Below are 25137 nucleotides of genomic sequence, written 5' to 3' on the forward strand. Positions count from 1 at the left end.
TAAAATATTACATCCAGATTACAACAAATTGAATATCAATTAACAGATCAATAAATATGGAAACAACTTATTTGATGCATTTATAAAATCATATGCTTTTTAAATTGCCTTGTATATAGTTATTGATTTAAGATATATTTTCTTGCAACATTTATTTTTTAATTTTGTGGCACATTGCTATTAATAAATACTTTATTTTTTCAGGATTATTGAGCACTTCTGTAAAATAATATCAAAAATTATTGTGTGTTTGTTGCAAACTTCAATGCAATAAATTTTAAAAAAGAGAGACAACCAATAAAGTGTCTCTTTTTAAAATAACTTATTTAGTTATTGATGAAAATTTCTTTGCTTTCCTTTATTTTAGCATCTGATATATTTATAGTATCTTGAATTCTCTCTTCAATATCATTTAAATCAAGGTCAATAGAGTAATCAATAATTGGGATATTGAATGCCTTATTAATACCACCAGCTCTTTGATCTATCTTAATTGTTACAGATGGATTGTTATTGTATAGATTAAATATAGAAGCGTGAAGTCTAGAGCCAATGTAGAAGGTATTGTTTTTAGATGCAACCTCAAAAAATGAATGCAAGTTTTGATCGATGATGCTTACATTTTCTTTGAATTTAACTCTTTTTACAAATGTTTCCTTTTCTGCTCGTGTTTGAATTCAAATGTAAACATTTTTATATTTCTCAGAAGCTTGATTAATAATCTTTTGCACAAAATTCAAATCATCATTAGACAATGAAAAAGAAAGGATTAAACTTGAATCATCATTAGGGATACTGACTTTAAATGATTTTAATTTTCATGTTGTTGGACATGAAGTGTTTAAAACATTTTCAAAACCAATACCTTCTAATAATTTCTTTGTATGTTCATCTCTAACCGAATGGTATTTAGTCTTTGAGAGCAGTTTTTTATAAAGTTTTTTTGTAAAAAAGAAAACTTTTCACCCCCATCAGAACCAACACCCATTAAAACTAATTTATCCTTGATTTTTCTTGATTTTCAAAAACCTAATCTCACACCGGAAAATCTAAGAAAGGCAGGTTTATATTTTGTCATTATTGCCTTAGTACCTAACAAGAGTTGCATATCGATTGTGCCTGATGTTTTAATGAAGTTCTATCACTAGGCATTTTTTGTGATGTATAGAATAAAAAGTCTGTTCTAAACTTATCAAAAACATACTCCTTACTTAAATCAAATATAATATCATCACCCATATTTTCTGAATCATTTGAACTCTTAATAATTGTTATAAATCTATCTTTTTTCATATTTCTCCATTTATTTATTGTTTTAGATAATAAACAAATTATATAGATACAAAAGCATAATAAATGATACTTTTTTTATAAGAAACACTCCTTAAAATTGCATTCAAATGATATGGATTTTAAGTTAAAAAGAATTTATTTCTTTGTATTGTTGTTCAAAAATAACTTTTTCACTAATTAATTCTTGTTATTTTTTCAAGTATGAATACGTTAAAATATTCGCTTATCCTTATTTATAAAATGAATAACTTGTTGGGATATCATTAATTTAATCCGATTACTTTGTTATTAAAAATTGCTTCACTTGAAAATATAAAGAGTTAAATATATAAATGAATATAAATCAACTGAAAAATATGCAAATAAAATATGCATTATTTAAAACCTAAAATATAAAATAGTGCTCATATTATATATTTCAAATATTGCATCTCATTGCGGTAATTTTCATTGTGTTTTCAAAATAATTTTAAGTAAAACTCAAATTACCTAGTAAATTTAATTAGTTTTGAAACTAAAAACCTCATTTTCTTTTTTCATTAAAAAAATTAACCTTGTTTAACTTTTATGTCTTATTACTCAAAAAAATAGAATATAGATAATTTGAGGTTCTGTAAAAAAATGTCTTATTAGTCTAAAATGATATAAAAAATTAGCATTTTTGTTGAAAAATACCGTAAAAAAGATTTGTATAATTATTATGTTGAAAAATAAACTAACACATTTTACATAAAAGAAGAAGTTAAAGTTTAATACTTGATTAAATTTAATTCAGATAATACTATTCGTTTAAATGTCGTGAAAATCAAGGTTTGTTTCCTTGATTTTTATTGTTAAATATAAAGCACTAGTATTAAATTAAATTATTAATTTCTCGACGTAAGGAGGTAAATATGAATAGAAAAATAAAGATTTCAATAGGTGTTGTAATAGCAACTGCAGTAACAGTTCCACTTGCAATTTCTATTGCTAATAATACATCAACATCATCTGTTTTTTATCAAGGAAGAAGGACATTAGTTCGTTTCCTTGATAAAACTCAAACATTTTCAGAAAATAGAAGAATTTGAGATGAAAATGTCCAATCTTCAAGTTTAGTTTCATCCAGTAGAGATTTACAATTTTATAAACCTTTAACAACAATGCCGTTTGATCAAGTAATAGATAAATCATCGGTAGTTATTGAAAATCCAGATGGTTCTTTAAAAGAAGTTAAGAAAGAAAAATCACACTATGAATTTGGTGGAGTTTCCTCAGTACAAACTGATTCAGGAAAATATGATTCATATAAAAAACTAACCGATAGCCTTAGTAAGAAAAAAACTCGGTCACTAACATTGAGAGTTAAACCTGGTATACATTATGTAAACAATCACGGTGAAGTTACAAAATATGAATACAAAGCAATCGACATATTTTATGGATTTATGAGGGGTATTTATAATAATAAAGAAGTTCGACAACTTGGAACTATAATGGGTAAAAATCCAATGCCCCCAATAGAAAAAGATTATATGCAAAGAATATTGAATTCAGATGAATATTATGAAAATGGTGCTTTAAATCAATTAGGGTTTAATAATGGAAACGTTTATTTGAATAATCTATATGGTATAGATTTAAAAGGAACCATTAATGCTAATACTGGTGCAAATTATGATCCTGATAAATTTACAATTAAATATACAATGGCACAAGATGCATCTATATTGGTAAATAACTTATCACTAACAAATCAATATAATCCAATGTCTTCTCAAAAAATTTTAGAATTAAATGGAGGTCAAAAAAGTTTTGATAAACCAGGTAAATTTTTACAACTTTTAGAATTTGGTAAAACAATTAGACACGGAGAAGAGGTTGATCTTTCTCAAGAACTTACAGTTGGTAGATTTTATTTAGAATCTTACAATACTGATCCTTTAAGTAGTGGTATTGTTTTGAAAAAAAATAAACATTCTTATAAAGAAAAATGAAATAAAAATAATAAAACATTGAATAAAATAGAATACTTATTTAATGATGGTTCAGATGCCGATGTTTATGCACAAATAAGACAGCAAAGTTTCCTAAGGGATAACTCTGAATCAGTACTTAATAATAAAGTGTTGGAAAACGCTAATTTAATGAGAGTAATAAAATCTAAAAAATTTGGAACTAAGAGGAGAATAACTGAAAAGGGAATGACAAGAAGAATGATTTTTAATCCATGATACTTTGCTTCCACAAAAAATTCAAATGCTCAATTAGATAATAATACATCAAGATTATTATTTAATACAACAAGAAAACAAATCGCAAGTGATCCAAATGCAGATATTGAATATTTCTCAGGTAGAGGAAGAATATTTAGATCACTATTGAATGCTTCAATAAATTTATTCGGAATTTCCAAACAATGGTTAGAGGGTTCTGAACTTGTTAAAGTTGCCCAAGGTTATAAACAAGGGCTAAAATTCAATACTGGTGTTCCGATTACAGAAGAATGAAAAAAACATCCAAGAACAGGATTATCTCACGGTATTTCGAAAGATGTAGATCAAATGAATTGATACATTAAAAACAATACTAAATCCTCAAATGAATTTTTAAAACCAACAGAGGATAAATATAAAGCAGTTAAAGAAGGGTGAGCTAAATTTATTAAAGATTCTAAAAAAGAATTAGGTATAAAAGGAGATTTTGTTTTTCCTTTAATTGATTTTAAAGCAACAGATAAGGTTGATACGCCGAATACAAGAAATGCTTATAATAAAACACTTAATTATTTGAATAATTTAACAAAGGGGACAGGTATTTCATTCAAAGAATTTATACCAACAAGCGATAAAAGCCTTAATGCTAATAATAAGACCAAAACGGCCCCACTTGTTTATATTGGTGCGGGTGCTGATTATGATTCAAGTATTTCATTAACTCAACAATTGTTATCAGCAACATATGGAGCATCGGTACTTTATAACGCTTTAAAAGAAGCATATATTTCCGGTCCTAATTATAACGTTAGGGTATTTGATAATTCAGATCAAAATAAATGAAACTTAACAAAAACTATTTCCATTAAAGACTTTGTCGACTTTATGAAAAGTGATAAAGAAAATTACACTCACGCATTAGATAAAAAACTCTTAAAACAAACAAATTTAAAGGATTGAATGACATTTAGAACTGGTGAAGATTTTGATAATAAAAATATCGGTTTAGCATTAAATGAAATCGATAATGCTGCTCAAAAATTCTTCTTCCAAAAATCAAGTGATGAAAATATTGTTAGAAAATATACAAACTTGATGGCAAGTTATGCAATTACTGATAAGTTAGCTTTTGGAGATAAAACAAATGCTTCATTAGGTACACAACCTAATGCAACAATACAAACAAAAGAAATCTATATGGCACCATGATTACATATTGCACAATCTTCTGATTGTGGAGAAATAATCAATATTGTGGATTCATACGTAGATTAAGAAAGGTAAAAAAATGACAAAATATATACTTAAAAGACTAATACTAGCTCTTATCACATTAATAATTGCATTGACAATTACCTTCTTTCTATTAAGGTTAATTAATCGTGAACCAACTGCAATTACAAACGAGATTTCGAAACTACAATCTAATGCAAAGCACACTTCTCAAAAAGATATAAGAGAACTAGTTTATCAAAAATACAATTACCATCCGGAATGAAATATTTTTAAAGCATTTGGTAATTATATTTCAGGAATTTTCCATAACGATTTTGGTTTTTATTATAAGAAACCATTGAATACAATTCCACATCAATTTGCAAAACCACTTAAATACACTTTCTTAGTTGCGGGTACTGGTTTCCTATTCGGAACAATACTAGGTGTAACATTCGGTATTGTTGCAGGTTATAAAAGAGGTAGATGACCAGATATTGCTTTAAATATTTTCGCTACTTTATTCGTTGCTATACCTTCATTCGTTTTAGCAGCTATATTAGTTCTTACAGCTAATAAAACAGGTTGACCTACACAATTCTTATCACCTGAATTAGCAGGTGGAACATGAAAAATGATGAAAACTTTATTATTACCAATTTTAATTATTACTCTTTTCTCATTTGCAACAATTACATACTATATACGTAATGAAGTTGTAGAAGTTTTAAAAAGTGATTATGTTTCAACAGCAAGATCAAAAGGTATAAAAGAAACAGATATTTTCTTCAGACATGTTATGAGAAACATTTCAATACCAGCTGTTACAATAATCCTTCCAAGATTTATTTTTATAATAATGGGTTCATTAATAATCGAGTTATTCTTTAATGTACCGGGTACAGCACATATATTTGGTACAGCGGTTATTAATTATGAATATAACATAATCATGTTCTCGATACTTTTCTTTGCATCACTATCGTTACTATTAAATATCATGATGGATGTTCTATATACGATACTTGATCCTAGAATAAAACTTGCAGAAAAAAGTCAATTTTCAATTTTAGAAAGATTGAAAAAGAATTATAAAAGAAGAAAATATGCGTTAGAAATACGCAAAGAAAAAGGAGGTGTAAAAAATGAATAAAATTGAAACACTTGATGGCGAATATAATTTGCCAATATTAAATAAAAAATGATTTAATTCAATAAGTGCTGAAGAGTATGAAAAGAAATCACAAAAAAATATGATTTATGGAAAACAAAGTAAAGTTTGAAAAGATGTTATTAAAAGATTCTTTAAAAATAAATGAAATATAGTTGCATTATCCGTGCTTTCCTTAATTATTCTTTTCTTAATATTCGGAGGATTGCTCACTAGACACCCAAATTCTGGAGCAGTTTCCAAGTCATCACTTTCACACATTAAATTCCTTGGACCTGATTTCACTACACACACAAGAAAAGTTACAGGTACACTATCTTTTATAAAGAATTCTGTTGACGGGAGTATTAAATATATCCCACCTACAGGAGGCGCCAAGATAGGAACGTTACAAGGTGATAATGGAATAATTATTTCCTCAGTATTTGATAATGCAGACCCACTAAAACCAGTGTGAAATATTGAATATAAAAATCCAAATTACGTTAGTACACCATTAGGAACAGACTCAATTGGTATTTCAGTATTTTCAAGATTAGTTGCATCTTCTAGATTCTCAATAGGATTAGCTGTTCTTGTTACAACTATCGAATCTATTATTGGTACAACAATCGGTTTATACCTTGGTTACAATGCAGGTAAATGATTAGATACATACTTTATGCGTATAGTAGAAGTTTTCACAACTATACCTGCGACATTATTAATAACAATTTTAATAATGATACTTGGCAGGGGGTTTGGTTCAATTCTTTTGGCATTAATAATCATTGGTTGAACTGCCCCAGTATATGTTGCAAGAATGTTTACAATTAAAGTTAAAGATTCTGAGTTTATTAAAGCATCACAGTCTATTGGTGCAACACAAAATAAAATTATTTTTAAACACATATTACCAAATGTTTTTGGTAGAGTTATAGTTTCATTTGTTCACAGAATTCCAGCTGTAATCTTCATTGAAGCATTCTTGGTATTCTTGGGACTTAAAATTGGTGGCGATGCCCACAACACTCTTGGTAACTTGTTGGAAGAATCTCGTAAAATAGATGCCATGACAAGTAATCCATATTTCTTAATATCTGCAGCTTCTGTTGTATTACTATTTACACTATCTCTACAAATTATTTCAAATGGTCTGCGTGATTCATTTGATGCGAAAGTGAGTTCTTAATGCTTAAAAAAGATTATATAAATTTTGCTAAGGAAAATAATTGAAAAATTGATTCTTCTCTTAAAAAGGCTGAACTAAAAAATATTTTAATTATTAAATCTAGACAAAAGTTCAATGAAAGAACAACTCTCAAAAAAATACGTTTTGTCTTGGAATTATTAGACATTCAATTAACTGAAAAAATAAGCAAAAAAGAAATGCTATTGTTATTAAAGGATGAACCAAGAGAAAATAAGAAAGAATTTTTTGATATTAAAAGTATTAAAGGTCTTAAAAAAGAAAGAAATGAAGAACCTGTAATATCAGTTAAAAATTTAACTGTTGCTTTTAGAAATACAAATAGTAGAAAACAAATAGTAGAAATTATAAGAAATATTTCCTTTGATGTATATAGAGGAGAGATATTAGGTTTTATTGGTGAATCTGGTTCAGGTAAATCAGTTACAGCCAAGTCATTATTCGGTATGAATGTAAATTCATTTTCGAAGGCAAAATCACTAAAAATAGACAATATTGAAATGGTAAAAGAAGGAACAGACCAATTGATTAGAAGAAATTCTGAGTGAAGAAAGATTAGGGGAAAGAAAATTTCATACATACCTCAAAACCCTATGACTTCATTAAATCCAACTATGAAAATTGGTAAACAAATTATGGAAGTTCTAGACACAAAAGAAGAATATAGGAAAAAAACTGAACGTGAAAAGAAAACTATTATTATAGATTTACTTGAAAAGTTTGGTATTTCCAATGCAAAAGAAAGAATTACATTATATCCACATGAATTTTCAGGTGGTATGAGACAAAGGGTTGTTATTGCAATGTCAGTTATTTCAAAACCTGATGTAATTATCGCTGATGAACCTACAACTGCTCTTGATCCAACAATTCAAGCTTCAGTTTTAAGCTTATTCAAAGTTATTTCAAAAGAATATAACATTGCAATAATCTTAGTTTCTCATGATATTTCAGTAATATCAACTTTATGCGATCATGTTAATGTGTTTTATGCAGGTAGAATAATTGAGACTGCGCCTAAATATGAATTATTCACTGATTCAAGGCATCCATATACATGAGCATTATTATCTTCAATGCCTGAATCAAATGATGGCTCTACAGAACTTTATACATTAGATGGTACACCACCAAACTTTGCTTCATTACCACCTGGAGATCCATTTTCAGTTCGTAACAAATATGCTTTAGAAATCGATTTTAAAGAGGAACCACCTTTAATAAAAGTGGGCAACAATTCAAATCATTATGCCGCAACTTGATTGTTGCATCCTGAAGCTAAAAAAGTTAAAAGACCACAACAAGTTGAAGTTATCGCAAGACAAGTAAGGGAGGATTTCAAAAATGGAAAACAATAAAAATATATTAGAAGTTAAAAAATTAAATAAAGTGTTTCCTCAGAAGGGGTCTTTACTGCTTGCTGTTGATGGCGCTGGTTTTAGCCTTAAAAAGGGAGAAACGATTGGTCTAATTGGTGAATCCGGTTCTGGTAAAACCACAATCGGAAGAACAATAATTAGATTGCATAAACCAACATCAGGAAGGATTTTAATTGATGGGGTAGATGTTGCATCTAAAAAACTTACAAAAGATGAAATTTATACACTAAGAAGTAATGTTCAGATGATTTTTCAAGATCCTTATTCATCATTGAATGAGCAAAAGAATATTATGAACATTGTCTCAGAACCAATAAAAACCTTGAAGTTAGACCAAAAATATATAACTGATTTATATAAAGATAGTGACAAGATTTATCACTTCTTTGGATATCAATTAGAAGATTATTATAGTAATAGAATATTTAGGTTTAGAAAGTTTGCAAATAAGATTGCAAATGAGGCATATGATGATATCTTCAAAAGTATTAATGAGATTCAATTTAACAAAAAAACAAAAATTGAGAATTCAAAATTGCTACTTAGCACTTTCTTTGGTTGAAAAGAAAAAGCTAATCATCAAATTGTTAATAGGATGCTTTCTATTCCGAATGAAATATTTGGGATGTGAGAAAATTATCGTAAAAGAGTTCAAGAAGGTGACTTAGAACTTAGTTTAGAAAAAAACTTACTAGAATCAATGAATGCTTATGAAGATGCTTTGGAGCGTTCAAAACATTCGAAGAAATGCATACAATTAAATAAAGAACTTAAAAAGTTAGAGCAAGAAGAGGAAGCTTTAGAAACATTCACTAAAAACCTCAACAAACAATCTTCAAAAAGTTTTGAAAATGCTATTTCAGAATGAAAAAATAATGCAAAAATAAAATTAATTAGTGCTAAAAAAACTGAAACTTTTGGCGAGTTCAACTTTATATTTTTAGATTACTTAATCTCAAGAAAAATTAATAAGATAATTAAAAAAATCCAAGAAGAAAAAAATCTTATTAATGATGCATTCCCAGAGATGGTTCATGAACTTTATGAAGCATTTAAATTGGAATTGAAAGATAAGTTTAACGAATACAAGAATGTCAATGATAAATCTATAAAAACTGAAATTAAAAATATTAACCAACTAAGTGTTAAAATTACAAAAATATCTGATGATTTTATTGAAAAAGCATCTATTAAAAATGCAGAATTAGATAAATATATTTATAAGAAATTCTTAGAAGATGCATCAATCCTAAAAATTGAAACATTACAGATTTTAAAAGACAAAATCATTGCAAAAAAAGCAGAATTAGAAGAAGAATCAAAGGTTGAGAAAAACTTAATTTCTCCAAAAGAAGTTGAATTATTAAAGCAAAAATATGAAGAGGCTGCAAGGATTGATCGTGAAGATTTAGAAAAATATAAAAAAGAGCGTGTAATAAGAGTTGCAAAAGAAGAAGCTGAAAGAAAGAAAATTCTTGAAGATCAGAACAAATTTTTATTAGAAAATAATAAAAAATCTGAAATACTACTTCAAGATAAATTCAAAGAAATACTTGCTCTAAATATAGATAATTTTGAAAGTTTTTCTTCACTAAAATCAGATTCTAATTTAAAAAAATGATTTGAAAAAGAAATCAAAAAATATAATTCAAACATTAACTCAATCGATCAAGAAATAAAACGTAACCAAAAAGACTTAGATATTATACAAAAGTTCATATTTAATACTTTAAGTTCAAAAAGAAAAATTAAAAAATTATTAGTAAAAAATAGAGTATTTAAGGCACTTGAAGATTCTGGATTGACAAAGGCACATGCATTTAGATATCCACACGAATTTTCGGGTGGTATGAGGCAAAGAGTTGGTATAGCTAGAGCTATTATTGCAGAACCAAAAATTATAATTGCTGATGAGCCAATTGCTGCACTTGACCTATCAATTCAAGCACAAATAGTTAATATGCTTAAAAAATTACAAAAAAGAGATAATATGTCCATGATATTTATCGCTCATGATTTATCAATGGTTAAATATATATCAGATAAGATTTTAATAATCCATTTAGGAAAAATTGTTGAATTTGGTAAAACTGAAGAAATATTCGAAAATCCAATTCATCCATATACTAAAAACTTAATAAGTTCAATGCCTGACATAGCTAAAATTTCAAATGGTTTTGAAGAAAATAATTTCAAGGCAACATATTTAGACAAATATAGTTCCCTAAATTCTCCTGAATACCATAAAATATCTTCTACACATGAAGTATTAGCAGATCAAGAGCAAATAAAAACTTGAACAAAATAAAAACTTAGTCAATACCTACAATATTTGGTATTGATTTTTTTATCTTTTTTTATGCTTAATAAGTCATTTTAAATAATTGAAAAATACCTTTCTTTATATTCATTTAAAACATTTGACAGTACTATGTGGTAAAGTTAAGGTAAGTTACAAGATGTGAATTTTATATATAAGTATATATACCTTCAAAAATCTTATGAAAAAAAGCATAATAGTCACTGTTAAAACTATTAATATAAGAAAGCAGAATAAATGAAAATTTACATAAACAAAATTATTTTAAATAAAAAATTCACTGAAAAAATTAAACCAGAAATGAAAGAAATGATTGATAAATTCAATTCCAATCCTACAGGGAATGGAATGCTCTCGTCTAACATAGGTCTAACTCCAAGAACTTCTGAAGAAGATAATAAAATAATCGGAATGAATAATGTGGTAATAACACTTAAAATAAATAAGAAATTCCTAACTTTAATTGGTAATTTATTTTATGACGCAGAAACACAAACTGGAACTTTACTTTCGTTTATTGGACATATAAATGAAAGTGAAACATTTGAAGGAATTGAAATTGAAATTAATAAAGAGCAAACTAATCAAGATCTTTATGCACATAACATGTATCAATTGCTAAAACATTCTGAAATGATTAATCCAGATTTATCTGATCACAATATTGTAAAGGCACTTGCTGTTTATTCAGAAATACTTTCAAGGGAAGAAGAAATTACCTCAATGGATATTCCAGCCAATAAGATTAGATTTGTTCCTGCATTTCTTGTGGATAATTCAATTTCTAAGCTAAAGGACCAAAATAAATTAAGTTTCATAAAACATCTTGGTAGGAGAAGATACGTTGAATCAAGAGATATTAAATATGTTGATAAAGAATACCTTTCTCATGAAGTAACCATCATGGTTATTGAAGTTACAGGAGTTAAAAACATTGGAGTTACTCTTAAAGATGTAATTAAATCAAAAGGACAACTTCCAACAAGTGATAGAGCAAAATTTATATCTACTGGTGATTATAATGGAGTTACACCTTTGGATTTTGCAATAGCTCATTCAATTACAAGAAGACCTTCTTTTAAAATAATGATAGATGGAAAGCATAGTGGATTAAATAAAGGTAATTTGCATATCGTTAATGTTGCAAATGCAATTAAAAACAAAACAATACTTAAAGTTGTTACTGATATAGAAAATGATACAGTTAGCAACAATGAAGTATTCCAATATTTATTTAATAAAGGTAAATGAGATGATATTAAACCTTTACAAAAATGAATTCCAGATTACAGTGCCAAACAATTTGCTCAAAATACAAATTTAAATGAATCTCAAAGAAAAGCATTTAAAATTTGTTCAGATAATATACCCGTAGCATTCGTTCAAGGCCCTCCAGGTACAGGTAAAACTCACCTTATTGAAAAATTAGTTGAATTCTATACAAAGAATAAAAAGAAAGTTTTGATTGCTTCTCAAACAAATGTTGCGGTTGAAAATGTTTTAGAAAAACTGCATAAAAATGATAACTTCCCATTCTTACCTTTAAAAATTGAATATAGAAATAAAAGTTTATATTCTGAAGAATTAATTGGTGATCAAATAAGTGAAAAAATCGAAAGAATAACAGGTTGAGATCTAAAAGGTATGGAAATGCCCTATATTAAGGAAATACACTCACCAAGGGACTTCAAAGTTGTGGGTAGTACAACAACTTCTTCTGCAATAGAAAATAAAAGGTGAAAAGATTGATTGAAACATCTTGACGTCCTTATCATTGACGAAATTTCTAAGTCAAATGTTCCAGAAATAATTCGTTTTACAACAATGGCAAAAAAAGTTATCTTTATTGGTGATCAAAAACAATTAGATCCAATGTCAGATATTAATTGAGGAACATTAGGTTCTGAATTTAAAAAAGAAAATGAAGCAATTATAGATAAATATATTTCCCTTTCAATATTTGAAAATAAGTTTTTAGATATGAAAAGACGTAAAAGAGCAGTTATGCTAAACATAAATTATCGTTCAGTTGAACCTATTGCAAAACAATATGCTATGTTTTATAATAATCAATTAGAAATTGGTAGAAAAACAAAATCAGTTTTAAAATATAAAGGGGAAAGAGCATTCAAACCATTTACCTTTATTTCTTCTTCTGGTTCAAAAGAATTCCAAATGTCGAATTCATATTCAAGATATAACGAAACAGAAATAGACATAATTAATGATTCACTTGAAAAGTTATTGGATACATTGGATGATCCAAAAAAATATTCAGTTGCAATTATAACTACTTATGGAGCACAGACTGAACAAATACAAAAAAATATTAATTCACATAAGATGAGAGAATTATTTTCATCATTTAAAGTTAACACCGTTGATGCATTTCAAGGTGACCAAGCTGACATTGTAATACTTTCAACAGTTGTTGGAGATAATTCAGGAAGTCAAGGATTTATTAGTGACTTTAGACGTCTTAATGTAGCAATTTCAAGAGCAAGAGATTTACTTATTGTAATTGGTAGTGATAAAAAATTATCGCAAATTGTATATGAAGTACCAGATTGTGAACCAAGAGCTTATTTATCAGACATGATTGAATACGCAAAAGAAAACGATTCTTTCATTAAGGGTGGTGAATAATGATTAAACATTTATATAAAACTAAAAAAGAACAAAAGACTTTTAAATATACATATGAAATTGGTACAACACTTGACCCACTAGCACGAGAAGTAATTGCATTGGTTATGAAAAATCCTGCAACTCAGTTAAAAAAATTACTAAACGATGTAGGTCTTATGGGAGACTTGGAATCTTTTGTTGAAAGAAGATTCAAAATGATGTTTAAAGACTTCACTAAAAATACTACTCTTCAGTCTTATAAAAATAAAGACTTAATCAGAAGAGTTTACGAAGAAGAAGCAATGATTGAACTTGAAGGTGAATCAATTACAATTGACGTTTACGAGGATTTAAAAGTTGTAAATATTGGTGATAAACTAATTGAAATGCCAAAAAATTTAAATAATTTTGTTTCTGAATATCTAACAAATTCTAATGGTGTTAAAAGATTAAAAAATGTTTCTGAAACACATTCGATAGCCAAGATAGACCATTTAAATATTGAGATGTCATTTGAATATAATGGAAAAATCATAATTGATAATTCAGAACTTAATGTTCCCAAATCTGCTTATAGACAGATTGAAAGACAAATGAAAGGCGTTGCATTTGCATTGAGGGAATTCAATGAAAATGACGTTATAAATGAAGCTCTTAGATGTGAACTTGTTACAGTTGAAAACTTAAAAGAAATTTTTGCATCCAATTCTCTTTACAATGGATGAAAGAATAATGCTGAAAATGGAATTATATCCATATCAGTTGAGGGATATAATTTTATTTCATATCACTTATTTGTGTGAAATGGAATTCCTCTATTCTATAAAAAAACTATGACAGAAGAACAAATAATTGAAGCTGGTTACAAGGAAATGATTCTTTATTCAGTTTCTAAAAAGAATAAACTTGTAAGATTTTTATCAGATAGTTTAATAATTGAACTGATTGATAAATATGGACAAGACAATGTTACACTTATAAATAATATTGTTAGCAAAAAACCAGAGATGTTAGAAAACATGGATATTGCTAATAGAATTAAAGAATCGAAAAATCTAAAGAAATTTAAATTTGTTATTGATGTTGAAAATATTTTAAGAGTTCTACAAAAATTACCAAAAGACTTTAAAATAATGCTTATGAATGCTTTAGATAAAGAATCTATCTTACAAATTAACGATCAATGATTGATTAAATTCTTAATAGAAAATAAATTGAGCAACTCACTTTCTCCAAAGCAAATTAAAAAATACAATGCTTGATCAGAAAGACAAGATGATTTATTAAGAAAATACCACGGAGCAATTAGGAATATAACTTCTTCTGGAATACATAAAAATATAGATATATTATCAGCTAAAGAATTGAGTAAAATTAAAGCTAATAAACAATTTAGAAAATGATTAATAAGAAATGTTGAAAACCCTAAAGGGGAATCTTTCAAAAGAATTATTGAACCAGCAGCCGTTTCAAAAGCTAGAAAATGTTGAGAAATAACTCATGAATGAATGAGATTAGTTCAAGAAAAAGAAAATGCCAAACTTGAAGCCAAAACAGAGGGTTCAATACAAGAAGAATAAAATAAAGTAAAAGATAAAGTAAGTTTCAAAACTCTTGTTATTGCAGGAGTTTTTTTATTTTGTTTTTGCAATAATTAGAAATTAAAATTGCAAAGGAAAAGATAAGTTTATGGAATATAAATTAGAGTTATATTTCTTTTTTTCTGGACACTAGTTGTTTTTATATATAAATGCATTTTTTGAGAATCAAACCTTTGAAAGAGCATTCTTTTAAAATATTGTTTGATCCAACTCATCTAATGTCTTTAAAGACTTTTAAAGGGTTGTTTAAGGGGGTTTAACTTAACACCTTAATCTTTTTATGGAAAATCCAAATTCTCTGCCTAATAATTATTTATTAAACTAAAAATGCATATTAAAAATCACTTCAATGTTTAAGTGATTTTATATTATTTGTAACTCTTCCAATTTTTTAATTGTTCCAAAGTCTTTCACAGATCCACATGTATCATTTGCTATTGCTTTGATATCACCTTTTGCATCTCCCATAGCTATTCCGCAACCAACTTCTTTCAACATAGGTATGTCGTTATCAGAATCTCCAAATGCCATCATATGCTCAATTGAAATATCTGTTATTTTACCTAATTCCTTAAGTCCAAAAGCTTTATTAATATCCTCTGGACCAATAAATAATCCTCGTTCTCAAACTGTATTAACATCAATATTTGGCAAGTCATCAATATAATTGACTAATGTTGCTTTTTCTATATCTGCCAAAACATCTATATTAACTTGATGAATTCTTTCATTGAGCATATCTTCATGATTTACAGGTTTAATAATTTCATAAAAATCATCTCAAAATCAATTATCTTTACACTTAGTCTTATCTTTAAAATATATAGCTTTTTCTGTTGTGATACTATAGTTAAAATCATGCTCTTTGCAAAATTCTTGAAGTTTAACTAAATCTCCATGTTCAATATATTTTTCAAAAACTAATTCTTTAGTTTTTAAATCAAAAATAAATGCGCCATTTGCACCAATAAAATAATCCACGTGTGGAGTGTTAATCATATCTCCAATCGTTACAAAATCTCTACCAGTAATAAGAACATTTGTTTTACCTTGTTCTTTTAATCTCTTAAACATCAAAACAATTTCTTGATCTAAGTTTTTTTGTTCAAATGGCAATAAAGTTCCATCAATATCAAACGCAAATATTTTATACATATTTTCCTCCTTTTGAATAGTTTAAAAAAAGTGGGACTAAATCCCTGCCTCTTTAATTTTTTCAGCTTGTTCTTCCGCTAGAAGAGCATCAATAACTTGATTTAAATCACCTTCAATAATTTTATTTAGTGAAGAAGAGTTGAAACCTACACGATGATCAGTTACACGATTTTGAGGATAGTTATAAGTTCTTATTTTTTCTGACCTTGCGCCTGAACCTGCAAGTTTTCTAAATTGACCCTCTTTTTCTTGCATTTCTTTAACTTGTTTATCAAATAGTTTTGTTTTAAGAACTTGTAAGGCTAGTTCTTTATTCTCGATTTGAGAACGACCATCTTGACAAGTAACAACAATCCCTGTTTCTAAGTGAGTAATACGAACAGCAGAGTCAGTAGTATTAACTGATTGACCACCAGCTCCAGAAGAACGATAAGTATCAACTTTAATGTCAATGGCTCTAATTTCAATTGGAACAGAGGCATCAGCTTCTGGCATAACCATAACTGTAACTGTTGAAGTATGTACTCTACCTTGAGTTTCTGTTGTAGGAATACGTTGAACACGATGAACACCAGATTCATATTTAAGCTTTGAATAGGCTTTTTCACCACTTACTTGAAAAGTAACTTGTGAGAACCCTCCAGCATCAGCAGCATTTGAATCTAATACTTTTCACTTCATAGAATTTGCATCAGCTCATTTTGAATACATTCTAAATAAATCTCCAGCAAAAATATTTGCTTCATCTCCACCAGCAGCCCCACGAATTTCAACAATAACATTTTTATCATCATTGGGATCCTTTGGTAAAAGAAGTATTTTTAACTCTTCTTCTAAATCTGGCAATTGCACTTCAGCATCTTTAATTTCCATTTTTGCAAATTCAATCATCTCAGGATCTGATTCAATCCCCAATAATTCTTTTGAGTCTTTTATTGTTTGTTCAAGAACTAAATATTTAGAAAATGCCTTAAATACATCTTCTATTGATTTGAATTCTCTTGTTACCTTAGTGTATGCTTTTATATCTCCCGCTACTTCAGGTGTGTTTAATTGCGCTTCAAGTTCTAAAGCTTTTTCTTTAATTGATAATAGTGATTCGTACATTGATTTTTCCATAGTGTATAAATTATATTAAAAAAGAGTGAATAAACAAGTAAAAAATACAACTAATATTTAATAAAGAGCAAAAAAAATATTACCCTTATATAAAAATAAGATATTTATAGATTGATTTTTATCATTAATATATTATTAAGTACTGTTAATACCCACTATTAACTAGCACTTGTACCTCAAAGATTAATATTAAATATGATAAAATTTGTTTGATATGAATGAACTATTTAAAACAATACCTAATCTTAAATGAATTTATCTTAAATCTATTTTAAGAACTAGATGAATAACAATTCTCTTAGATGTTGCCTTACCATTAATACAAGCACTTTACTTTAAACATGATTCAGTATCAAAAGTATTTGATTCATGATTTATAGCTGGTTTAGTTTTAACAACTATAAGTGTTTTTGAAGGTGTAAAAACAATACTTGAATGAAACACAAGATATAAATATTATTTGAAGCCTCTTTATGATTTGAAAAACAAAGAACTTGCAATTAAATTTATTTTTGATTGTCCATTAATGCTTACAAAGGATTTAAATCTTGAAAGAAATAATTTTATTGATAGTGTTGCAATTACTCTTTGCCTAACAAAAAGAAAACATTTTTGAGTTATTTTTATGCCAATCATTGGTGAAACAATCTTACAACGTTTACGTAAGAAGATACGTATTAAAAATAATGTTTTTGTTAATTTAGATTTTAATTCATATAAAGTTTCATTAAATCACTTTATTGATGAAAATCTTAAAAAACAAGCAGATGAAATAATAAACTTGCAGAGGTAGATATTCCGTCTGCTTTTTTTAATGTAATGTAAAAGAGATAAAAAAAGCGTCCGTTAGGACATATTTTTGATCAAGTAAACTTGATATGGTGGCTTCGGCAGGAATCGAACCAGCGACACACGGAGCTTCAATCCGTTGCTCTACCGACTGAGCTACAAAGCCATATGGCGGTCCAGACGGGGATCGAACCCGCGATCTCCTCCGTGACAGGGAGGCGTATTAAACCACTTTACCACTGGACCATTGGTTGCGGAAGTAGGACTCGAACCTACGGCCTCCGGGTTATGAGCCCGACGAGCTACCAGCTGCTCTATTCCGCGATATGTTGCCCTTTTATTTTAGCAAAAAAATACATAAATTAGCAAACTATTTTAAAAAAATATTTAAACTCCTATAATAATGAGTAAAAAAAGTACAATTACATGACGTATTGTACTAATAAAATATTTATTAATTGTGTTTATCGACCAGTATTTTCATAAGGTATTCCAAGAGCTTTTGGTGCTTTTGAGTTACGTTGTGTAAATATCAGAACAAACAATGAAGCAAGATAAGGTAATGTATTTAATAATTCAGGATTATCCATATTATCAAGTCCAGGTATTAATTCTCTTGCACTTACCATTCCATATAAACCACCAAATATAATTGCTCCTAGCAATATAATTGAAGGTCTTCATTGTCCAAATATTACCAATGCAACAGCTAAGAATCCAACTCCTTGTGTTGAACCATAAAAGTATGATCCTTGCATTTGAATAAATAATGCACCAGCCATTCCTGATATTCCTCCAGCAATCATTACAGAAATAAATTGAATTCTCTCTACTTTCATTCCAAGAGAAGTAGCTGCATCTGGTTGTTCACCACATGTTTTTAATTTAATCCCAAATTTAGTTTTATTCAATAAAATAATAACCATAACAATAACTGGTATACCAATTATTATCGATATATTAAATAATGAAAGGGAATTTGTACGTGATCCATCTCCTAAAGTTCAAAGAGCAGATTGGATTTGTATTTTATCTTGAACTCCACCAGGGTTTAAGTTAGAGTGGATGATGTATACTGCAATCGCAAGTGCTAATATATTTAAAGCTATACCGGCTATTGTTTGGTTAGCTTTTAACTTAACTGTTACAAAAGCATATAACGTTGCAAATCCAGCTGTAGCAAGCCCTGCAATAGGAATTATTCAGAACTGATTAGCACGATTGGAAATTATAGATGGGTTTGATGCCATTAGAGCATAAATAATTGCTCCTATTGTCATAAAACCTTCAATTGAAAGATTTATAATTCCAGATCTTTCAGAAATTGAACCACCAACTGCTGCCAAAGCTAAAATAATAATCATAGTGATAATTGTAAACGATGCATATATCATTATTTACCTCCCTGTTTAGAAGTCTTTATTTTAACCCTATGAGCTTCTCAAGAGTCTTGGAGATCTAATTTATAATTGTTTTTTAGAGTTCTAATTGCAAACTTAAAGGTTTCTTTTTCATGTTTTTCTTCATCTAATTTATGTTCACTAAATAAATTTTTGTATTTTAAATTAATTGTTTTAAGTAAGATATCTTTTTCAAGAAGATCAATTTCTTTTTTCTTAAATTTAACTGAAATAATATTTATTTCATTTGTTCATTCTTTTTGAATCTGTCGTTTAATATATTTGACCAGTTTCTCTTCAAAAACAATTTCTTGAAGTTTTTTATTATCCCCTTTATATTTAAGAAGCAATTCTTTATATCTGATAGATTGAGCGTTATTTTTTTCCTTAATAAGTTTCTTCTTAATATTATTTTCTTTTTTAAGTTCTTTGACTGCATTAGTCATTTTTATTTTCTTATTACTTAATTCTTCGCTCTTGTATTCATAAATTTTAATTTGTATTCATAGATAAGGTTTAAACTTCATAAATAATGGAGCAAGTGCTGCGAAAAATATTATTAAACCAAGAACAAGATTAATTGTTTCTCCTGGCACATTACCAACAACCGCAGCTAATGGAATACCTTTATATACAAGACCGTAGAATGTACCAGCAAAAATACAACCTAATGGACTTGAGAAAGCTAATAAAGCAACTGTGATTGATTCAAATGCAAGTGGTGGAAGATCTGTTAATTCAGGCATCATACCTTGATATGTTGAGTAATAAATAAATCCTGCAACACCTATTACAGCACCTGATAGTGCCATTGATAGAATTGTAGTTACCTTAACATTTATACCTGCATATTTTGTTGCGGATTTACTCATACCATTTGCTTTCATTTTGAAACCAAATGTTGTAAACCTGAATATAAATCAAATTATTACCACTATTAAAATTGTGATTGCAAAAATAATTCACGGCTCCATAGAGTTAAAAGTTAAATCAAATTGCATGGACTCATGAACATTTTTTGATGACTCCATTGTAGGTGATTTAAATTTTTTCATTTTAAAGATTCATTTAATGAAGTAAAAGAATGTTCAATTCAATAAAATAGTAGAAACAACTTCATGAACATTAAAGAATGCTTTTAGTATACCTGCAATTGCAGCTACGATTGCACCAGCGAGTGCTGCAACTAAAATCATTAAGGGAATTGAAATACCCTTACTCATATTCAATTGAATACCCATCATAGTTGTAAATGCACCTGCGACTAAGAATTGTCCTGGGGCACCAATATTAAATAATCCAGACTTAAATGAAATACCAATACCAACACCTAATAAGATAACAATTGATATAAGTGTAACTGTCATATTGATTTGGAAAGATTTTAAAGGAGCTAAAAATAATTCTGTATAAGTAGAGAATACATTTCCACCAACAGCTAATATAGGAATAGCACCAATTAAAAATCCAATTAATATTGCTATTATAGATGCTTTGAACTTATGGAATATACCTTTTGATTTTTCACCATTTATATTTGAAAGGATAGTCTTTCCAAATGAATTAATTTTATCGTTAATTTTTAAATTCATTATTTATTCCTTTCTATTTTCTTACCAGCCATTAGAGTTCCTAATTTATGCTTGGTAACTTCTTTTGATGATAATTCTCCAGCATTTTTACCAGCATTAACAACAATAACTCTATCAGCTAATGAAATAACTTCATCCAATTCATAAGAAACCAACAGAATTGCTTTACCCTCCATTTTAGCTCTCAATATATTTTTATGAATATTATTAATAGCACCAACATCTAATCCACGAGTTGGTTGAGCAACCACTATAAATTTAGCTTCTTTAGAAAGCTCTCTACCAACAATTAATTTTTGTTGGTTACCACCAGAAAGAGATCTTGCTAATGATTCAGGACCATTAGAAGAACGCACATCATAATTTTTGATGACTTGTTTTGCTTCTTTAGAAATATTTTTTCTATTTAAAATCCCAAATTTTGAATAAGGTCGTTTGCAAAAATCTTGTAAAACAGTATTTTCAATTAAATCCATATCTAATATAATTCCGTGCTTATGTCTATCTTCTGGAATATAAGACATTCCGTAATTGTATTTATTTCTAACTGACTTTTTAGTTATGTCAATCATTTCTTGTCTAATTTTTTGAGTTTTTTTATCTTTAATATTCGCAAGCACTTTAATTGAACCACTTTTAACTTTTTGAAGACCTGTTATCGCCCCTATTAATTCGGTTTGTCCGTTTCCTTCAACACCAGCAATGGCGACTATTTCTCCCTCATGTAAAACTAAATTAAAATTTTCTAACCCAACGACTTGTTTCTTACGATGTTTAGTCATAAATAGATTTTTTATTTCAATAATCGGTTTCCCAATTTTTACTTCTTGTGAATTTGCTATGGAAGCTACCTTTGAACCAACCATCAACTCCGCTAATTTAGAAGGTGTGGTTTTCGCTATATCAATTTCTTTAATTAATTTTCCTCTTCTGATTACCGTTCCTCTTTGAGCAACTTTTTTAAGTTCATCTAGTTTATGGGAAATTATAATGATAGTTTTTCCTTTAGCTTGTAAATCTTTAACAGCTTTTAAAAATTCTTTTATTTGAAGAGGTGATAATACGGCAGTCGGTTCATCAAAAATTAATATTTCTGAATCTCTATAAAGCATTTTTATTATTTCTATTCTTTGTTGTTCTGCAACTGTACAATTAGAAACTTTTTTATTAAGTTCAATTTCTAATTTATATTTCTTAATTATTGCTTCAACTTTTTTCTTAGATTCTTTATAGGTTACGAATACTTTTCCAACAGTTTCTTCACTATTTAAAACAATATTTTCTAAAACAGTAAAATCACCAACCAATTTAAAGTGTTGGTGAATCATTCCAATTCCATATTCATTAGCAATAAGAGGGGAATTAATATTAACTGGGGAACCGTTAATATAAATACTTCCAGAAGTTTGTTTGTACATTCCAAATAAAACTGACATCAAAGTTGATTTACCAGCACCATTTTCACCAATTAAGGCATGAACTTCACCTTTTTTAACTCTTAATGTCAAGTTGTCATTAGCTTTAAAATTACCAAATGCCATTGTTATATTTTTCATTTCTATTGCGTACATAATTATCCCCTTTATAAAATATCTATTACCTTTTTAAACTCTTTATAATTTTTAATGCATCATCCCAATTTTGATCTTTAACCCTATTTGGAATACTTTTCAATAAACTAACATCGTTTATTATTTTATTATAAATTACTTCTGCATTAACCATTCCTGGCTTTGCAATACCCGTTAATTTATTTTCGATAGTACCCCAAGTAGTGTCTCCATATCCCTTGGTTCATGATTTTGCCTTTTTACCCGTTACTTTGTTGTAAACAGCAATAACAGATTCTTTAATGTTTTTAGTAATTGAAGTTATAAATAGATTTTCATATCCTGGGAACTTTAATTTTTGATCGGTATCAACACCAATAACAAATTTACCAGTTTTATTTTTAATAACATCTATAACATCTGCTGTTTGTGGACCTGCAACCGGAAGAATAACATCTGCACCTTCCTCTACAAGCCTTGTTGCTTTTGATTGTCCTTTATTAAGTTGGAAACCTGAGTTTGTATAGTCAATTTCTTTTGCAAATGTAGCAAATTTAACTTTATTTTTTAAATCAGGATGTTTGTCATTATAATATTTTCCACCCAGAACAAAACCAACCATAAAATCAGTTACAGCCGGAAAATTACCTCCACCAAATGTACCCAAAGTTGGTGTTGTGTCTTTTTTAATTTCCACAAGATATTGTGCTGAAAGATAACCTGCTAAAAATCCTGATTGTTTTGTTTTGTAACTTATACCAGCTACATTACCTTTAAAAGCATCATTATTTTTATCAACTTGAACATCAGCTAAAATAAATTTCAAAAATGAACCATGCATCTTAACTCAATTTTCAACAGGAGGTTGATGTAAGAACCCAGTTCCAACAACTATTTTCTTGCTAACGTTTGCAGCAACTTCATAACCAGTATATAAAGAACCGGAATCATGACCCTTAGGAACATAATAATCACCGGTATCTAAACGTTTTTTATTAAGAATAGCAGCAACCGAAGCTGCTCCTTGTTGATTGAAAGACTTATCATATATAGAACCACCATCAGAAACAAAAAATACATCACCTTCTGTGTAATTATTCCCACATGAAGTAACTGCCGCGATTGGAGCTGCAACCAATAAGGTTGTTACTACGCCTAGTGCAACTTTTTTGTTCCTTGTCATTTTTTCCCCTTTATATTAAGAAAATAAATCCAATTGACTTTTATGTCTAATTGAATATTACTTTGAATTATTATACAAAAAAATGTATTTATACCCTAATTAAAAAGGCAAAAAAAGCAATTTATTTAATACTTATTGCTTATTTTGCTTATATAAAACTGTTCCTTTATCTAATATTTTGACTTAAATATTCATATGCTTTGTCTCAAGTTACATCTTTTGTATTTTTGCTTGCTTCTTCTCTTAAAGTTTGATCTTTTTTAATTACGTTGTAGATATCTTTCGCTTTTGCAATTCCTGGTTCTGCAATTCCAGTTAATCCATTAGAAAGATTACCCATTGTAGTTTCTCCATAACCTTTTGCTCAAGAATTAGATTTTTTACCTGAAACTTTATTGTAAACAGCAACAAGAGAATCTTTAATATTTTTAGTAATTGAAGTTAAAAACTTATCGCTTTGACTTGGGTATTTACTTTTTTGATCTGTATCTACACCAATAACAAACTTACCTGCTTCATTTTTTATAACACTAAGAACGTCAGCTGTTTGTGGACCAGCCACAGGAAGAATAATGTCTGCTCCTGATTTTATTAACTTAGTTGCTTTTGCTGTTCCACCACCTGAAGCAAATCCTGAGTTTGTATAATTTTTTTGTTCGCTCCCAAGAGAAGCAAATTTAACATTTGCTTTATTGTCAATGTTAAACTGTTTAACACCTTCTATATAACCAATCATAAAATCAGTAACACTTGGAATTGGTGCGCCACCAAATGTACCAACAGTTGGTGTTGTATCTTTTTCAATTTCTACTAGATATTTAGCTGAAAGATATCCTGCTAGAAATCCTGATTGTTTTGTTTCATATAAAATTCCTGCAACATTCTTTTTAAATTTAGGATTTTTTCCATCAACATCAGCTATTATAAATTTAAGTTGATCCCCTTGAGAACCAACTCATTTAGTAATAGATGCTTCATGGTGAAACCCTGTCCCAATAATTATCTTTTTACCCGAATTCAATGCTGCTGAATAACCTTCTTCAATTGTTGCTGCATCTGATTTTTTAGGCTCATTAAAATCTGATGCTGATAATTTACTTTTGCCAAGTATTTGTGCAACAGCTTCTGCACCTTGTTGATTAAATGATTTATCTGTAATAGAACCACCATCAGAAACAAAGAATGGTCCCCCTTCACTTTCACTACTTCCACATGATACTGCCAATGCTATTGGTGCTGCTATAGTTGCTAATGAAGCAACAACACCCAACGTAATTTTTTTACTTTTTGTCATTTTTTGTATTCCCCTTTAAATTTATTATTGTCATACATTAAAATTATATTTTATTCAAAAATAC

Annotated in this window: 18 protein-coding genes and 3 tRNA genes; 8 read left to right on the plus strand and 13 right to left on the minus strand. The window is 28.3% G+C overall.

Annotation, left to right across the window (positions count from 1 at the left end):
* Nucleotides 1-326 precede the first annotated feature (326 nt).
* From C4B24_RS01905 to C4B24_RS01910, 3 genes are read right to left on the minus strand one after another with little or no spacing between them, the layout of a single operon-like run.
* Nucleotides 327-926 carry a polysaccharide pyruvyl transferase family protein gene (locus tag C4B24_RS01905; RefSeq protein ID WP_246005074.1) on the minus strand — a complete coding sequence of 200 codons (600 nt, stop codon included), beginning with the start codon at nucleotides 924-926 and terminating at the stop codon, nucleotides 327-329.
* The gene (locus C4B24_RS05205; RefSeq protein WP_246005072.1) at nucleotides 869-1078 is read right to left on the minus strand and encodes a hypothetical protein; all 210 of its coding nucleotides are present in this window, start codon (nucleotides 1076-1078) and stop codon (nucleotides 869-871) included. Before C4B24_RS05205 ends, C4B24_RS01905 begins: the two co-directional genes overlap by 58 nt.
* 14 nt (nucleotides 1079-1092) lie before the next feature.
* Entirely contained in the window at nucleotides 1093-1293 is a 201-nt protein-coding gene (locus C4B24_RS01910; protein WP_131598816.1) for a hypothetical protein, read from the minus strand.
* Nucleotides 1294-2186: 893 nt separating this feature from the next.
* Between C4B24_RS01910 and C4B24_RS01915 the strand changes: the two genes are divergently transcribed.
* The 7 genes from C4B24_RS01915 to C4B24_RS01945 all read left to right on the plus strand — a co-directional run bounded on the left by C4B24_RS01915 (nucleotide 2187) and on the right by C4B24_RS01945 (nucleotide 14970).
* Nucleotides 2187-4763: a hypothetical protein gene (locus C4B24_RS01915; RefSeq protein ID WP_131598818.1), complete on the plus strand. Its 2577-nt coding sequence runs from the start codon at nucleotides 2187-2189 to the stop codon at nucleotides 4761-4763.
* A gap of 13 nt (nucleotides 4764-4776) precedes the next feature.
* Nucleotides 4777-5856, plus strand: a complete 1080-nt coding sequence (locus C4B24_RS01920; RefSeq protein ID WP_131598820.1) for an ABC transporter permease — start codon at nucleotides 4777-4779, stop codon at nucleotides 5854-5856.
* Entirely contained in the window at nucleotides 5849-7045 is a 1197-nt protein-coding gene (locus tag C4B24_RS01925; protein WP_131598822.1) for an ABC transporter permease, read from the plus strand. Before C4B24_RS01920 ends, C4B24_RS01925 begins: the two co-directional genes overlap by 8 nt.
* Nucleotides 7045-8421 carry an ABC transporter ATP-binding protein gene (locus tag C4B24_RS01930; protein ID WP_246005073.1) on the plus strand — a complete coding sequence of 459 codons (1377 nt, stop codon included), beginning with the start codon at nucleotides 7045-7047 and terminating at the stop codon, nucleotides 8419-8421. The genes C4B24_RS01925 and C4B24_RS01930 overlap by 1 nt, the downstream gene beginning before the upstream one ends.
* The gene (locus tag C4B24_RS05240) at nucleotides 8408-10750 is read left to right on the plus strand and encodes an ATP-binding cassette domain-containing protein (RefSeq protein ID WP_131598824.1); all 2343 of its coding nucleotides are present in this window, start codon (nucleotides 8408-8410) and stop codon (nucleotides 10748-10750) included. Before C4B24_RS01930 ends, C4B24_RS05240 begins: the two co-directional genes overlap by 14 nt.
* A 249-nt stretch (nucleotides 10751-10999) precedes the next feature.
* Nucleotides 11000-13408, plus strand: a complete 2409-nt coding sequence (locus C4B24_RS01940; RefSeq protein ID WP_131598826.1) for a DEAD/DEAH box helicase — start codon at nucleotides 11000-11002, stop codon at nucleotides 13406-13408.
* Entirely contained in the window at nucleotides 13408-14970 is a 1563-nt protein-coding gene (locus C4B24_RS01945; RefSeq protein WP_131598828.1) for a hypothetical protein, read from the plus strand. The genes C4B24_RS01940 and C4B24_RS01945 overlap by 1 nt, the downstream gene beginning before the upstream one ends.
* Before the next feature lie 384 nt (nucleotides 14971-15354).
* Here C4B24_RS01945 and C4B24_RS01950 read toward each other — a convergent pair whose 3' ends face one another.
* Both C4B24_RS01950 and prfA read right to left on the minus strand, forming a co-directional pair.
* A complete protein-coding gene (locus C4B24_RS01950) occupies nucleotides 15355-16146 on the minus strand; it encodes a YcsE-related riboflavin metabolism phosphatase (protein ID WP_131598830.1) in 792 nt (263 codons plus the stop codon).
* A 36-nt stretch (nucleotides 16147-16182) separates the two neighbouring features.
* A complete protein-coding gene (gene prfA, locus C4B24_RS01955; protein ID WP_131598832.1) occupies nucleotides 16183-17265 on the minus strand; it encodes a peptide chain release factor 1 in 1083 nt (360 codons plus the stop codon).
* Between the two features lie 214 nt (nucleotides 17266-17479).
* On the opposite strand from prfA, the gene C4B24_RS01960 reads away from it, so the two are divergent.
* Nucleotides 17480-18058, plus strand: coding sequence for a hypothetical protein (locus C4B24_RS01960; protein ID WP_131598834.1), 579 nt, complete (start codon nucleotides 17480-17482; stop codon nucleotides 18056-18058).
* 86 nt (nucleotides 18059-18144) lie between these two features.
* Here C4B24_RS01960 and C4B24_RS01965 read toward each other — a convergent pair.
* The 8 genes from C4B24_RS01965 to C4B24_RS02000 form a co-directional block, all read right to left on the minus strand.
* Nucleotides 18145-18220, minus strand: a tRNA-Phe gene (locus C4B24_RS01965).
* Nucleotides 18221-18223: 3 nt separating this feature from the next.
* Nucleotides 18224-18300: transfer RNA gene (locus C4B24_RS01970), tRNA-Asp, on the minus strand.
* Between the two features lie 2 nt (nucleotides 18301-18302).
* A tRNA-Met gene (locus C4B24_RS01975) sits at nucleotides 18303-18378 on the minus strand.
* Between the two features lie 140 nt (nucleotides 18379-18518).
* Nucleotides 18519-19448 carry an ABC transporter permease gene (locus C4B24_RS01980; RefSeq protein ID WP_131598836.1) on the minus strand — a complete coding sequence of 310 codons (930 nt, stop codon included), beginning with the start codon at nucleotides 19446-19448 and terminating at the stop codon, nucleotides 18519-18521.
* Entirely contained in the window at nucleotides 19448-21046 is a 1599-nt protein-coding gene (locus C4B24_RS01985; protein WP_131598837.1) for an ABC transporter permease, read from the minus strand. The genes C4B24_RS01980 and C4B24_RS01985 overlap by 1 nt, the downstream gene beginning before the upstream one ends.
* Complete coding sequence (locus C4B24_RS01990) at nucleotides 21046-22617, minus strand: ABC transporter ATP-binding protein (RefSeq protein WP_131598839.1); 1572 nt, start codon at nucleotides 22615-22617, stop codon at nucleotides 21046-21048. Before C4B24_RS01990 ends, C4B24_RS01985 begins: the two co-directional genes overlap by 1 nt.
* A 25-nt stretch (nucleotides 22618-22642) precedes the next feature.
* Nucleotides 22643-23779 carry a BMP family ABC transporter substrate-binding protein gene (locus tag C4B24_RS01995; protein ID WP_131598841.1) on the minus strand — a complete coding sequence of 379 codons (1137 nt, stop codon included), beginning with the start codon at nucleotides 23777-23779 and terminating at the stop codon, nucleotides 22643-22645.
* 166 nt (nucleotides 23780-23945) lie between these two features.
* Nucleotides 23946-25073, minus strand: coding sequence for a BMP family ABC transporter substrate-binding protein (locus C4B24_RS02000; protein WP_131598843.1), 1128 nt, complete (start codon nucleotides 25071-25073; stop codon nucleotides 23946-23948).
* Between the last annotated feature and the right edge of the window lie 64 nt (nucleotides 25074-25137).

The organism is Mycoplasma marinum (assembly GCF_004335975.1).
GTDB lineage: Bacteria > Bacillota_I > Bacilli_A > Mycoplasmatales > Metamycoplasmataceae > Mycoplasma_K > Mycoplasma_K marinum.